This window comes from Streptomyces sp. NPDC026394 (assembly GCF_055567735.1).
Genome location: NZ_JBVHPX010000002.1, coordinates 494,322 through 508,619, shown reverse-complemented (window position 1 = coordinate 508,619; position 14,298 = coordinate 494,322). Strand labels below are relative to the sequence as shown.

Genomic DNA, 14,298 nt, shown 5'->3' with positions numbered 1-14,298 from the left:
CCATGCCGTGGACGCCGTCCAAGAGATCCGACCCTTCCCGGTCGGGGAGTTGGAGGGAACCATGGCAAGAAGCCGATCACGCTCCCGCTTCCGTACCGTCTCGGCGCTCGCCGCCGCTGCCCTCGCGCTGCCGTTGCCGTTCCAGGCCACCGCCGCCGGCCGGCCGGAACCCGACCGGCCGCCGGTCCTCGCCCGTCCATCCGGCGCGGATCCCTGCCAGGGCCCCGTGCGCCCCGCCTCCCAGATGACCGTCCTGCCCTGCGACACCCCGGCGCGGATCATCGAGAAGGCCGCCCACGTCGTGCCGACCGCCGCGCAGCGCGCCTGGCAGGAGCGGGAGGTCACCGCGTTCACGCACTTCGGCATGAACACCTTCACCGGTCGCGAGTGGGGCTCCGGCACGGAGGACCCGAAGTGGTTCGCGCCGCCGCGTGTCGATGCGGACCAGTGGATGCGCGCGTACAAGGCGGCGGGCGCCGAACAGGTCATGCTGACCGTGAAGCACCACGACGGCTTCGTGCTCTACCCCAGCCGCTACACCCCGCACACCGTGAAGGCGAGCCCCGGGCAGCCGGACGTCGTCGGCGCGTACGTACGGGCGGCCCGCAAGGCCGGGCTCGCGGTGGGCCTCTACCTCTCCCCGTCCGACGGCGCCGAACTGCCGCACGCCCGGCACGCGCGCTGGGTCGAGGAGGTCCGGCGCAAGCAGGCCGAGGGCAAGCCGCTCAGCCTGCCCGAACGGGTCGCCCTGGCGGACCGCGGCCGGGCACCCGCCGGGCTGGGCCGTTTCGGCAACGGCAGCCCCGTCACCGAGCGCACCCTCCCCACCCTCGTCCCCGGTGACGACCGCGCCGACGCCGTACGCGACGGCCGGCTGCCCTCCTTCACCGTCCGTGCCGACGACTACGACGCGTACTACCTCAACCAGGTCTACGAACTGCTCACCCAGTACGGTCCGGTCGAGGAGCTGTGGCTGGACGGCGCGAACCCGTGGGCGGACGCCGGGATCACGCAGAAGTACGACGTGCGCCAGTGGTTCGAGACGATCCGCCGCCTCTCGCCGCGCACCGTCGTCTTCCAGGGGCCGCAGGGCGTGCGCTGGGTCGGCAATGAACGGGGTGTGGCGCGCGAGACGGAGTGGAGCGTCACCCCGTCCGCCGTCGACCCCTGGTCGGTGCTCTCCGGCGGCCTGCCCAACGACTCCACCGACGCCGACATCGGCTCCCGCGCCAAGGTGCTCGCACCCACCACCAAGTACCTCCAGTGGTATCCGGCGGAGGCGGACGTCTCGATCCGGCCCGGCTGGTTCCACCACCCCTGGGAGCGGCCCAAGACGCCCGCCCAACTGCTGGGCCTGTACGAGAAGAGCGTGGGCCGCAACGCGTCGTTGCTGCTCAACGTGCCGCCGGGCCGCGACGGGCGGATCGGCGCGGCGGATGCCGCCGCCCTCGCCGGCTTCGGGCGGGCCGTACGGGCGACGTACGGGACGGATCTCCTGGCCGGCGGCCGGGCGGCGGGCGGCCGGCCCGTGCCCACACGCCCCGGCGGCGTCACGTTCGACCGGGTCGGGCTCGGGGAGGAGGTGCGGTACGGGCAGCGGGTGGAACGGTTCGCCGTCGAGGCGCGGACCGGCGGGACCTGGCGGCGGATCGCCGGCGGGACGACCGTCGGCCACCGGCGCGTCCTGGCGCTGCCCGCGCCGGTGACCGCCGACGCCGTACGCGTACGGGTCCTCGCGGCCCGCGCCGCCCCGCACCTGACGCCGGTGACGGCCCATCTGTCCCGGCCGTGAACCGGCCGGGCGCGCCCCCTCGGGCGGTCGCGGAGCGGCCCTCGACGCGCCGGGTCAACCGTTAGGCCACCCCGGGCGCGCGAGGGTGAACGGCGTCCGATACGTTGACCTCGTGAGCAATCTGGTCAAGAAGAACGCCCTGCGCGCCGGAACCATCACGGCCGGCACCGCGCTGATGCTGCTGATGTCGTCCCCCGCGTTCGCGCTCACCCGCGACGATGGTGACGACCCGGGTCCGGGCCTGAGTGTCGTCCAGACGCTCGGCCTCTATGTCGCCGCTCCCATCGTCCTCTTCCTGGTCATCGCCGGCCTGGTCATGGCCGGCGACAAGTCCCGCAAGCAGTCCAAGGCCTGATCCAGGACTCCTCCCCACGCCTCTTCGAGGGCGCCCGCAGGTTCGTGAGAACCGGCGGGCGCCCTCTTTTTCGTGCCCGCGTATACCGCACCGGCCGCCGCTCCCCTGCCGCGGAGGGCGAGATTCCGGCGAGGGCTTGTTTTGACGCGGACCTAACCTACGATGGCGTAACCTACGGACCCGTAGGTAGCCCCGTCCCCAGGAGTATCCGTGACCATTGCCCCCGACCGCCACACAGATGAGCGCGGCCAGGCCGCATGGAGCGACGCCCGGTTGCTGTACGCCCTCGAAGAGGTCGTCGAGAAGGAGCTCAACCGGCACCTGAAGGCCGCCAAGGACTGGATGCCGCACGAGTACGTGCCCTGGAGCGACGGCCGGAACTTCGACGGCGTCATGGGCGGCGAACCGTGGGCCCCCGAGCAGTCCAAGGTCACCGACATAGGGCGGATCGCCCTGGTGGTCAATCTGCTCACCGAGGACAACCTGCCCAGCTACCACCACGAGATCGCCACCCTCTTCGGGCGGGACGGCGCCTGGGGGACCTGGGTGCACCGCTGGACGGCGGAGGAGGGCCGGCACGGCATCGTCATGCGGGACTACCTGCTCACCAGCCGGGCCGTGGACCCGGTGGAGCTGGAGAACTTCCGCATGGCGCACATGTCGGCCGGTTTCGAGTCGGACAACGCGCACAGCATGCTGCACTCGATCGCGTACGTCGCCTTCCAGGAACTGGCGACCCGCATCTCGCACCGCAACACCGGCCACCACTCCGGCGACCCGGTCTGCGACCGGATGCTGTCCCGCATCGCCACCGACGAGAACCTGCACATGGTCTTCTACCGGAACCTGCTCGCCGCCGCCTTCGAGCTCGCGCCCGACCAGACCATGTGCTCCGTACGGGACGTGGTCACCGGCTTCCGCATGCCGGGACACGGCATGCCCGGCTTCGAACGCGCCGCGGCCCGGATGGCGATCGGAGGCATCTACAACCTGCGCATCCACCACGACGACGTGCTCCAGCCGGTGCTGCGCTACCTGAAGGTCCTGGAGATCGGCGGCCTCGGCCCGGCCGGGCTGCGGGCCCAGGAGGAGCTGGGGATGTTCATGGGCGGGCTGGACGACCAGGCGCGCAAGTTCGACGAGCGGCTGGCGGCCCGGGATGCCCGCCGGGCGGCACGGGGGTAGGGGGACCGCCCTTCCGTCTGCGTACGCTGCCCGCATGGCCGACTGGGACATCAAGAAGCTGCGCATCCTGCGGACCCTGCACGAGCTGGGCACGGTCACGGCGGCCGCCGAGGCGCTGCATCTGACGCCGTCCGCGGTGTCGCAGCAGTTGACCGGGCTGGCCAGGCAGCTCGGGGTGACGCTCCTGGAGGCCCACGGCCGACGCGTACGCCTGACGGACGCCGCGCACCTCGTCCTGCGGCACGCCGAAGCCGTCTTCGCGCAACTGGAGCGCGCGGACGCCGAGTTGCTCGGCTACCTCCAGGGCGAGGCGGGGGAGGTGCGGGTCGGCGCGTTCTCCACCTCGATCCCCGCGCTGGTGGTCCCCGCCGTACGGGAACTGCGCGGCTCGCACCCCGGCCTCGCGGTGTCCGTACGGGAGGCGGAGGCGGCGGAGGCGTACGAGCTGCTGGCGGAGGGCAGCGTCGACCTCGCGCTGTCGCTGGCCGCGCACGCGCCGACGCCGCGCGACCCGAAGTTCACCCGGCTCGCGCTGCTCGCCGACCCGCTGGACGTGGCGCTGCCCGCGGGCCATCCGCTGGCGGACGAGCCGGGGCTGCGGCTGGCCGATCTGGCGGGCGAGCAGTGGATCTTCGGGAGCAGCGGCCCCTGGTCGCAGATCACGACGACCGCGTGCGAGCACGCCGGTTTCGTCCCGGAACGGGCGCACGCCGCGGCCGACTGGGACGCGATTTTGGCCATGGTCGGCGCGGGCATGGGGGTGGCGCTGGTGCCCAGGATGGCGATGTCGGGGGCGCGGGGCCGGTCCGAGCCCGTACAGGACGGGGGCGGCGCCGCGGTGACGGTGCGGGTGCTCCGTGCCGACCAGCCGCGGCGGCATGTCGTGGCGGCGGTACGGCGCGGGGCGGAGGGGGCGCCGGGGTTGGCGCGGGTGCTGGCCGCGCTCCGGCGGGCCGCCGAGAGGGCGGCCGTACCGCCCGGCGAAGCGGCTCACTGACCCCCACCATTCAGCCTGCCTGAACATAACCTCCAGAAACTTTCGATAGACCTGGAACAAACGTTCCTGCCATCGTCAGGGAGTCCGCGTCACATCACCCCCTCACCGAAGGGCAGAGATGACCAGCACTCCGGCCGCCGCCTCCGCCACCGACCCGCACGCCAACGACGCCGCCCCCTACGGCGGCGGCGACCCGTACGCGGACTACCGCGGCGGGGACTTCCCCTTCACCTCGCTCGTCGACCTCGCCGACCGCCGCTTCGGCGCCGGCGTCATCGCCGCGAACGACGAGTTCTTCGCCGAGCGCGAGAACCTGCTGAAGCCCGGCCCCGCGGTCTTCGACCCGGAGCGTTTCGGCCACAAGGGCAAGATCATGGACGGCTGGGAGACCCGGCGGCGGCGCGGAGCCGACGGCGCGCACCCCTTCCCCACCGACGACGAGCACGACTGGGCGCTGATCCGCCTGGCCGCCCCCGGCGTCGTCCGGGGCGTCGTCGTCGACACCGCCCACTTCCGCGGCAACTACCCGCAGCAGATCACCGTCGAGGCCACCGCGCTCCCCGGCAGCCCGGGCCCCGCCGACCTGCTCGCCGACGCCGTGAAGTGGGAGGAGATCGTCCCCCGTACGCCGGTGCGCGGCCACGCCGCCAACGGCTTCGAGGTGACCCTGGAGCGCCGCTTCACCCACCTGCGGCTCAGGCAGCACCCGGACGGCGGCGTCGCCCGGCTGCGGGTGTACGGGGAGGTCGTGCCCGACCCGGCGTGGCTGGACGTGCTCGGCACCGTCGACCTGGCGTCCGTCATGCACGGCGGCGTCGTCGAGGACGCCTCCGACCGCTTCTACTCCTCGCCCGCGCAGCTCATCCAGCCCGACCTGTCCCGCAAGATGGACGACGGCTGGGAGAACCGCCGCCGCCGCGTGCGCGACACCAACGACTGGGTACGGTTCCGCCTCGCCGCACAGGGCGAGATACGCGCCGTCGAGATCGACACCGCGTACCTGAAGGGCAACGCGGCGGGCTGGGCGGCGCTCCACGGCTGCGACGCGGAGACCGCCGACCCGGCGGACGACGCGTCCTGGTTCGAGATCCTGCCGCGGACCAGGCTCCAGCCCGACACCCCGCACCGCTTCGCGCTCCCGCGCCCGGTGACCGCGACCCACGTACGGCTGGACGTCTTCCCCGACGGCGGCCTCGCCCGGATGCGCCTGCACGGCGACCTCACCGACACCGGCCGCGCCGCCCTCGTCCGCCGCTTCGACGAACTGAACGGCTGACCCGACGCCCCACCGGGCCCGCACCGGGCTCCGCACCGGGCCCCGCCGGAGGGGGGCGGGCCCCGGCGGCGACCGGCTCGCCCGGCAGACGGCAGCGCCCGACGCGCCGCCTGCCGGGCGGCACCATGCCCGCGTGCGCACCGGCGTCCGGTACGGACGGCGAAGCGCCCCGGACCACCCGGTCCGGGGCGCTTCCAGCGTGTCCGGCGCGCCGTTACGCGGCCGCCTCGTCCGCCCGCTGCGCCTTCAGCGCGCGCTCGATGCCGGAGCGGGACTCCGTCACCAGGCGGCGCAGGCCCGCGCCCGGCTCGGCCGAGGCGAGCCAGGCGTCGGTCGCGTCCAGGGTCTCCTGGGAGACCTGGAGGGACGGGTACAGGCCGACCGCGATCTGCTGGGCCATCTCGTGGCTGCGGCTGTCCCAGACGTCCTTGACCACGGCGAAGTACTTCTCCGCGTACGGTGCCAGCAGTTCCCGCTGGTCGGTCTGGACGAAGCCGCCGATCACGGCCTCCTGCACCGCGTTGGGCAGCTTGTCGCTCTCCACGACCGAGGCCCAGGCCTCCGCCTTCGCCTCGGCGGTCGGCCGGGACGCCCGCGCGGCCGCGGCGTGCCGCTCGCCCGCCGAGGTCCGGTCGCGCTCCAGCTCCGCCTCGATGACCTTCTCGTCGGCGCGGCCGGTCGTGGCGAGCCGCTGGACGAGCGCCCAGCGCAGCTCGGTGTCCACGGCCAGGCCGGGGAGCTCCTGCGTACCGTCCAGCAGGCCCTGGACCAGGTCGAGCTGCGCGTCGGTACGGGCCGTGGCGACGAACGCGCGCGCCCACGCCAGTTGGTGGTCGCTGCCGGGGGCCGCGGCCCGCAGTTGCTCCAGCGCCGCCTCGGTCCACTTCGCGAGACCGGTCTCCCGCCAGGCCGGGGCCGCGTACAGCTCCAGCGCCAGCTTCACCTGGCGGTGCAGCGACTGCACGACGCCGATGTCGGATTCCTTGGTGATGCCCGACAGCACCAGCTCCAGGTACTCGCGGGTGGGCAGCTCGCCGTCCCGCGTCATGTCCCACGCCGACGCCCAGCACAGCGCGCGCGGCAGCGACTCGGTGAAGTCGCCCAGGTGCTCGGTGACGACGCGCAGCGAGTCCTCGTCCAGGCGGACCTTGGCGTACGACAGGTCGTCGTCGTTGAGGAGAATGACGGCCGGGCGGGGCGTGCCGGCGGGGAAGGGCACCTCGGTGCGCTCGCCGTCCACGTCCAGCTCGATCCGGTCGGTACGGACGAGCTTGCCGTCCTTGAGGTCGTAGCAGCCGATCGCGATGCGGTGCGGGCGCAGCACCGGCTCGCCCTTGGCGCCGGCCGGCAGCGCCGGGGCCTCCTGGCGCACGGCGAAGGAGGTGACCGTACCGTCCTCGGCGACCGTCAGCTCCGGGCGCAGCACGTTGATGCCGGCCGTCTCCAGCCACGCCTTCGACCAGGTCTTCAGGTCCCGGCCGCTGGTCTCCTCCAGCGCGCCGAGCAGGTCGGACAGGCGGGTGTTGCCGAAGGCGTGCGCCTTGAAGTACGCCTGCACGCCCTGGAAGAACTCGTCCATGCCGACGTAGGCGACGAGCTGCTTGAGGACGGAAGCGCCCTTGGCGTACGTGATGCCGTCGAAGTTGACGAGCACGTCGTCCAGGTCACAGATCTCGGCCATGATCGGGTGCGTGGAGGGAAGCTGGTCCTGCCGGTACGCCCAGGTCTTCATCGAGTTCGCGAAGGTGGTCCAGGCGTGCGGCCAGCGGCTGCCCGGGGCGTGCGCCTGGCAGGCGATGGAGGTGTAGGTGGCGAACGACTCGTTCAGCCACAGGTCGTTCCACCACTCCATGGTGACCAGGTCGCCGAACCACATGTGCGCCAGCTCGTGCAGAATGGTCTCGGCACGCCCCTCGTACGCGGCGTCCGTCACCTTCGAGCGGAAGACGTACTGGTCGCGGATGGTCACCGCGCCCGCGTTCTCCATCGCGCCCGCGTTGAACTCCGGCACGAAGAGCTGGTCGTACTTGGCGAACGGGTACGCGAAGTCGAACTTCTCCTCGAACCAGTCGAAGCCCTGCCGGGTGACCTCGAAGATCGCGTCCGCGTCCAGGTGCTCGGCCAGCGACGGCCGGCAGTAGATGCCCAGCGGCACCGAGCGTCCGTCGCCCTCCCAGGAGCTGTGCACGCTGTGGTACGGACCGGCGATCAGCGCGGTGATGTAGGTGGAGATCCGCTGCGTCGGCGCGAAGCGCCACACGTTGTCCTGCGGCTCGGGCGCCGGCGAGTTGGAGATCACCGTCCAGCCCTCGGGGGCCGTGACGGTGAAGGTGAACGTCGCCTTCAGGTCCGGCTGCTCGAAACTGGCGAACACCCGGCGGGCGTCCGGCACCTCGAACTGCGTGTAGAGGTAGGCCTGCTGGTCGACCGGGTCGACGAAGCGGTGCAGGCCCTCACCGGTGTTGGTGTACGCGCAGTCCGCGACGACCCGCAGCTCGTTGCGGCCCTCCCGCAGCCCCGCGAGCGCGATCCGGGAGTCCGCGAAGACCGTGCCGGGGTCCAGGCTCTCACCGTTGAGCACGACCTCGTGCACGGTCGGCGCGACCAGGTCGATGAACGATTCCGCACCCGCCTCGGCGGCGTCGAAACGCACCACGGTCACCGAGCGGAACGTACCGCCCTCACCCGCCTCCTGCGCACCGGAGAGGTCCAGATCGATCTCGTACGCGTCCACACTCAGCAGCCGCGCCCGCTGCTGCGCCTCGTCGCGGGTCAGATTCGTGCCAGGCACCCGTTCATCTCCTTCGCATCGGACTTTGGGCCATCCTTCCACGCGGCGCGGGATCACCCGATAGAGGGCAACGACGGATATCGTGCGCTCCAGAGCGGCCGCCGACCGTACGCTCCGGCTGAAAGGAGGCGCCGCGATGACCCTGATGCATCACGACACTGTTGAGGACATCATGCGGGGCGAGAAGGGCCACGAGCTGCTGCGCTTTCTGGAGAAGGTCCCCGAGCTGGACCAGCTCAAGATCGAGCTCATCGACGGAAAGATCGTTGTGCAGGCGTCGGCAGCACCGTTCCACAACTACATCGTTGCTCTGCTCACCGCGCAGATGATCAGCGAGGGGACAATGGTGCTGCCCGAGCAGGCGCTCATCTCCGAAATCTCCAGTTTCGAGCCCAAGGCCGATCTCGCGATCACCACCGAGGAAGCGGTCCGGGCCAACCCGAACCCGCTCCCTGCCGACCGCGTCGACCTCGTCGTGGAAGTCGTCTCCTCCGACCGGGACAGCGACTACATCAAGAAGCGCATGTGGTATGCGATGAGCCGCATCCCCCTCTACCTCCTCGTGGACCCCAACGAGTGCATGATCGAGCTGTACTCCCAGCCCGATCACCTGACCTACCGCCGGGTGGACCCGTACCGGTTCGGCGACCCGGTGCCGCTGCCCGAGCCGTTCTCGTTCGCGGTCGACACCACGCGGTTCAAGCCGTATCCGCCCAAGCTGCCGTAGGCCCGCCGACCTCCACGTCCGATTCCCGCCGGAAACGGGCCGAACGCCCGCCCACCCTGTACGTATGACGACGTACACACCCCTCCCCATCCCCGAAACCGCCCTCCAGGAACTGCGCGTCGCGGACGACTCCGGCCGGGCCATGGAGCCCTACGCCGCCGGGTCCGCGAGTGACCGCATCGGCAGCGTGGGCAGTCCGCTGCGCTGCTGCCTGCGGCCGATCGAAGAAGGTGAGCGGGTCGCGCTCGTCTCGTACGCGCCGCTGCGGCGGTGGGCCGAGGAGCGGCGGGCCCGGCCCGGGGCGTACGACGAGTGCGGGCCGGTGTTCGTCCACGCGGGGGAGTGCGGCGGGCCGGAGGCCGAGCGAACCGGGTACCCGTTCACGCGGCCGGGCGCCCTGCGGACGCTGCGGCGCTACGACGCGAACGGGCACATCGTCGGCGGGCGGCTCTTCGAGATCCCCGAGGACGCGGATGCCGGGTTCGACGCGGCGCTCGCGGAGGCGTTCGCGCAGCCGGACGTGGCGCTGGTGCACGTCCGCGCGCTGGAGTACGGGTGCTTCCACTTCGAGGTGCGGCGGCCGTAGCCCGGCACGGCGACGCCGAGGGCCCGTACGGAAGATCCGTACGGGCCCTCGGCACAGGCGGAGACGGCTCAGCCGCGCAGCTCCGCCGCGACCAGCTCCGCGATCTGGACCGCGTTCAGGGCGGCGCCCTTGCGCAGGTTGTCGTTGGAGAGGAACAGCGACAGGCCGTGGTCGACCGTCTCGTCCTTGCGGATGCGGCCCACGTACGAGGCGTCCTGGCCGGCGGCCTGGAGCGGGGTGGGGACGTGCGAGAGGGCGACGCCGGGGGCGCCGGCCAGCAGCTCGGTGGCGCGCTCCGGGGTGATCTCGCGCTCGAAGCGGGCGTTGACCTGGAGTGAGTGGCCGCTGAAGACCGGGACGCGGACGCAGGTGCCGGAGACCTTCAGGCCGGGGATCTCCAGGATCTTGCGGCTCTCGTTGCGGAGCTTCTGCTCCTCGTCGGTCTCGTTCAGGCCGTCGTCGACGATCGAGCCGGCCATCGGCAGCACGTTGAAGGCGATCGGGCGGACGTACTTGTCCGGCTCGGGGAAGTCGATGGCGGCGCCGTCGTGGGTGAGCTTGGTGGCGTCCTGCTCGACGGCCTTGCGTACCTGCTCGTCCAGTTCGGCCACGCCGGCCAGACCGCTGCCGGACACCGCCTGGTAGGTGGCGACGACCAGCGCGGCCAGCCCGGCCTCGGCGTGCAGCGGGCGCAGCACCGGCATGGCGGCCATGGTCGTGCAGTTCGGGTTGGCGATGATGCCCTTGCGGCGCTCGGAGATCGCCTGCGGGTTGACCTCGGAGACGATCAGCGGGACGTCGGGGTCCATGCGCCAGGCGGAGGAGTTGTCGATCACGACCGGGCCCGCGTCGGCGACCTTGGGGGCCAGTGCCTTGGAGGTCGAGCCGCCGGCCGAGAAGAGCACGATGTCCAGGCCGGAGTAGTCCGCGGTGGCCGCGTCCTCGATCGTGATCTCGGTGTCCTGCCACGGGAGCGTACGCCCGGCGGAGCGGGCCGAGGCGAACAGTCGCAGCTGCTCCACCGGGAAGTTCCGCTCGGCGAGGATGCCCCGCATCACGCCGCCGACCTGACCGGTGGCTCCGACGATTCCGATCCTCATGGCACTCCTTGTTCGGTACGTACAGCAGCGGAACGGGCGCCGTCGAGGGCACCCGCCCCGTTACTGTCCACTATCTCAGGCCGCTACGGCACGACCTTTTCGATGCGCACGCCGCCGCTGCCCGTGACCGTTCCGGACGCGTTCAGCAGCTGGACCTCGCCGAAGAACTCGCGTCCCGCGGGAGCCGGGCCCGCGACCGCGACCTCGGCCGTGACCTGCGTCGATGCTCCGCTACCCAGCTTCACCGGTTTCGACTCGTCCGTCTTGAGCGAACCGAGTCCGGCGGAGTAATACACATCACGGTAGTCGTAGGCGGTGCTGCCGGCGGGGATCGCGTAGCCGTCCACGACGACGGTGTAGGTGCCCGGCGCGGGCTTGGCGATGCTGACCGCCTCGTCCGAGGTGCCGGTCGCCGACGAGGCGACGACCTTGCCGCCGAGCAGGACGCTCAGGTCCAGGTCGGCCTTGGCGTCGGCGGGCGCGCCGATCGCGGCGTCCAGCCGGGACACCCCGCTGCCCACGACGATCTCGTACCGCTGCGACGCGCCTTCCTTGATCGTCGGGCGTTCGGTGCGGGACGAGCCCAGCTCGCCGCCCTTGAGGGTGCCCTCGACGGCGGCGAAGGCGTTGGTGACCTTCCAGGCCACCGGGGCCGGGCTGCCGACCTTGGCCTCGGGCAGGACGCGGACGGCCGGGTCGAAGGTGGTGCCGAGCGCGGCCGCGGTGACCGTGTACGGGTTGTCCAGCAGCGGCGAGGTGCGCCGCGACTCGACCTCGATCTCCCAGACGCCGGGCGCCGGGTTCTTGTAGGTGCGCCGCGTCGGGTCGCAGGTGTTGGCGGGGTTGGGGTAGTTCGGGTAGCAGTTCGGGGTGCCGGTCGGGTCGACCGGGACGCCCTGCGGGCTGAGGGCGATCCAGCGCGTCTGGCTGCCGGCCGCGAGGCCGCTCATCGAGACCTGGAGGGCCTTGGCGCCCTTCGGCACGGTGATGAAGTGCGAGGTGGTGGCGTTGCGCTGGACGGTGCCGGTCTTGACGACCGCGTGGCGGGGCGCGGCCAGCGGCTCGGCGGCCACGACGGTGGCGAGGATCTTGCGGTCGACGCCCTCGGTGCGCGGGTCGTCCAGGTCCACGGTGACGCTGTGGATGCCGGCGGTCCGCGGCCTGGCGGTGATCTCGAACGTGACCGGCCGGTTCAGCGGCAGCCAGACCGCGCCGTCCTCGTCCGGCAGGTCGAAGGTGCCGTCGTTGTTGATCAGGTCCAGCTCGTGCCGGACGGGGCGGTCGGGGCCGGTGGTACGGGTGATGGTCACCTCGTACGTCCGGGACTGCCGGACCTTCAGGCCGCCCTCGCGGTCGTACAGGCCGGTGCCGTAGCCGGGCGTCTTCAGGACGTCGGACAGGGCCGTCTTCACGGGGGCGCGGACGGTGTACTCATGGGCGGCGGCGCCGTGCCGGATCGCGGACCAGGCGGCCCGGATGTCCATCAGGCCGGAGCCCTGCTCGTACGACTGGAAGCCCTTGATCTGCTTGGCGGTCGAGGTCAGCGCGGTGCGCAGCTTCGCCGGGGGCAGTGCGACGCGCTGCTGCTTCGCGGCGGACAGCAGCAGCGCCGAGGCGCCGGTGGCCTGCGGTGCGGCCATCGAGGTGCCCTGGAGCATGGCGTAGCCGGGCGGCAGCTCGTAGCCCGCTTCGGCGGTGGGGCCGCCGGGCTCCCAGGTGGGGATGGTGTTGATGGAGGCGCCGGGCGCGGTGATGACCGGGGTGAAGCCGCCGTCCTCGCGCGGGCCGCGGGAGGAGAACGGGAGCATGGCGTACTTCCGTGTCACCGCCGAGCCGTAGTTGGCCGCCCAGGTCTCCTTGGAGATGGACGCGCCGACGCTGACGACCTTGTCGGCCAGGCCGGGGTCGCCGATGGTGTTGGCGCCGGGGCCGCTGTTGCCCGCCGAGATGATCAGCTGCACGCCGTAGGTGTCGATGAGCCGGGTGTACAGCTCGGCGCGGGCGTTGTTGCCGTCGTTGAGCGCCGGCAGGCCGCCGATCGACATGTTGACGATGTCGACGCCCCGCTGGGTGACGAGGTCGATCATGCCCTCGGTGAGGGCGATGTTGGTGCAGCCGCCGCTCCAGGTGCAGGCGCGCGAGGAGACCAGCTTGGCGCCGGGGGCGGCGCCGTTCATCTTCCCGCCGAACAGGCCGTTCGCCGCGGTGATGCCCGCGACGTGCGTGCCGTGCTCCGACTCGACGACGCCGATGTTGACGAAGTCGGCCTTCTTGCCCGCCCAGTCCCCGCCGAACGGGTCCATCGGGACGTCCTTGCGGATCTCCACCGTGAAGGGGATGCGCTCGGCGATCGGGGTGCTCGGGTCGTCCTTGCCGAAGTAGCCGATGCCGAAGCCGTCCTTGTACGGCTTCATGGGCTGGTCGTCGGTGAAGTCGCCGTTGTCGTTCAGGTCCACGCGCACGGTCCCGGCGGCCGGGTCGTACAGCACGCCCCAGCGGTCGGTGGTGTCCCCGTCGCGGTTCAGGTCGCCCTTCATGTCGCCGCCGGTGGTGGCGGCCTCGGCGAAGGTGCTGATCCGGTACGGGCCCGCGGGGGCCTTCCAGGTCCGGCCGCCGTAGCTGAAGGACGGGCCGGAGACGGCAGTGGTCATCGGGCGCCAGGTCTGGTCGCCGTCGCTGACCGGGTCGGTGGCCGTCACCCAGTCGACGATCTTGCGCTCGCCGGTGGTGGTCTTCTGGAGCGCGGGGTGTGCCAGGTCCACACCGGAGTCGAGGATGCCGATGGTCACGCCGCGGCCGTCGGCCTTCGGGTGGTCCCGGACGAAGTCCACCGCGCCGGTCTCGAAGGACGGCTGGTACGGGTTCTTCGCCGGGGTGCCCTTGCCGGGCGCCGGGTAACTGCCGGCCTGCGGCTTCCCCTTGTGCCCGCGGTCCGCGCCGGGCCGCGGGTCCGGCAGCTTGATCTCCTGCCGGAGGTCGATGGCGTGCACGGAGGAGAGCTTCTGCATCTTCGCGATGGCCGCGTCGGCCTGCGCGGTGGGCACGGTGGCCCGGACGTAACCGAGCTTGTCGTCCGTACGCCCGACGGAGGCGCCCTTCAGGGAGTCCAGCCCCGCGGTCGCCTGCTCGGTGGAGCCCGGCGCGGTGGCCAGCATCATCGAGACGAACCGGGCGCCGCCGGACTTGGCGCGGGCGAGCAGTTCGGCGTCCTGCGAACCGAGCTTGTCGTGCGGGGACTTCGGCGCGGGCGTGGTGCCGGCGGATATTCGGGGGTCCGCGTCGGTGCCTGCCGCGAAGGCGGCGCCGGCCGCGGTGAGCGCGGGCCCGGCCGCGGTGGCGACGGCGATCGCCGCGACGGCCGCGATCCGGGCCGTGCGTCTTGCCCGGCCCGCGGGCGGGCGTCCTGTGTCGGGGGTCATGGCACACCTCTTCGGGGTGGAGGGTCCGGAAATCGAACCCGTATAACCGCTCAATATGACGTAAGGGGGT

At 72.0% G+C, this 14,298-nt stretch carries 10 protein-coding genes; 7 read left to right on the top strand and 3 right to left on the bottom strand.

Annotated elements, in window-relative coordinates; translation table 11 throughout:
- The first annotated feature begins 61 nt into the window (after positions 1 to 61).
- The 5 genes from ACZ4QV_RS06420 to alc all read left to right on the top strand — a co-directional run bounded on the left by ACZ4QV_RS06420 (position 62) and on the right by alc (position 5,605).
- Positions 62 to 1,792, top strand: coding sequence for an alpha-L-fucosidase (locus ACZ4QV_RS06420; protein ID WP_361582437.1), 1,731 nt, complete (start codon positions 62 to 64; stop codon positions 1,790 to 1,792).
- Between the two features lie 112 nt (positions 1,793 to 1,904).
- Complete coding sequence (locus ACZ4QV_RS06415; RefSeq protein ID WP_030020579.1) at positions 1,905 to 2,147, top strand: hypothetical protein; 243 nt, start codon at positions 1,905 to 1,907, stop codon at positions 2,145 to 2,147.
- A 210-nt stretch (positions 2,148 to 2,357) separates the two neighbouring features.
- Entirely contained in the window at positions 2,358 to 3,332 is a 975-nt protein-coding gene (locus ACZ4QV_RS06410; protein ID WP_361144337.1) for an acyl-ACP desaturase, read from the top strand.
- Between the two features lie 34 nt (positions 3,333 to 3,366).
- Positions 3,367 to 4,329 (top strand): LysR family transcriptional regulator, encoded by a 963-nt coding sequence (locus ACZ4QV_RS06405; RefSeq protein ID WP_361633318.1) that lies wholly within the window; start codon positions 3,367 to 3,369, stop codon positions 4,327 to 4,329.
- Between the two features lie 118 nt (positions 4,330 to 4,447).
- Positions 4,448 to 5,605, top strand: a complete 1,158-nt coding sequence (gene alc, locus ACZ4QV_RS06400; protein ID WP_361144331.1) for an allantoicase — start codon at positions 4,448 to 4,450, stop codon at positions 5,603 to 5,605.
- Between the two features lie 214 nt (positions 5,606 to 5,819).
- Here the strand turns inward: alc and pepN are convergent, their stop codons facing one another.
- A complete protein-coding gene (gene pepN, locus ACZ4QV_RS06395; RefSeq protein WP_467762627.1) occupies positions 5,820 to 8,396 on the bottom strand; it encodes an aminopeptidase N in 2,577 nt (858 codons plus the stop codon).
- Between the two features lie 136 nt (positions 8,397 to 8,532).
- Here pepN and ACZ4QV_RS06390 point away from each other — a divergent pair, with 136 nt between their 5' ends.
- Positions 8,533 to 9,123, top strand: coding sequence for a Uma2 family endonuclease (locus ACZ4QV_RS06390; protein WP_361144326.1), 591 nt, complete (start codon positions 8,533 to 8,535; stop codon positions 9,121 to 9,123).
- 64 nt (positions 9,124 to 9,187) lie between these two features.
- Positions 9,188 to 9,709, top strand: a complete 522-nt coding sequence (locus ACZ4QV_RS06385; protein WP_361144324.1) for a DUF1203 domain-containing protein — start codon at positions 9,188 to 9,190, stop codon at positions 9,707 to 9,709.
- 68 nt (positions 9,710 to 9,777) lie between these two features.
- Here the strand turns inward: ACZ4QV_RS06385 and ACZ4QV_RS06380 are convergent, their stop codons facing one another.
- Positions 9,778 to 10,809 (bottom strand): aspartate-semialdehyde dehydrogenase, encoded by a 1,032-nt coding sequence (locus ACZ4QV_RS06380; RefSeq protein WP_361144321.1) that lies wholly within the window; start codon positions 10,807 to 10,809, stop codon positions 9,778 to 9,780.
- Between the two features lie 83 nt (positions 10,810 to 10,892).
- Positions 10,893 to 14,228 carry a S8 family serine peptidase gene (locus ACZ4QV_RS06375; protein WP_467762626.1) on the bottom strand — a complete coding sequence of 1,112 codons (3,336 nt, stop codon included), beginning with the start codon at positions 14,226 to 14,228 and terminating at the stop codon, positions 10,893 to 10,895.
- Positions 14,229 to 14,298: the final 70 nt, after the last annotated feature.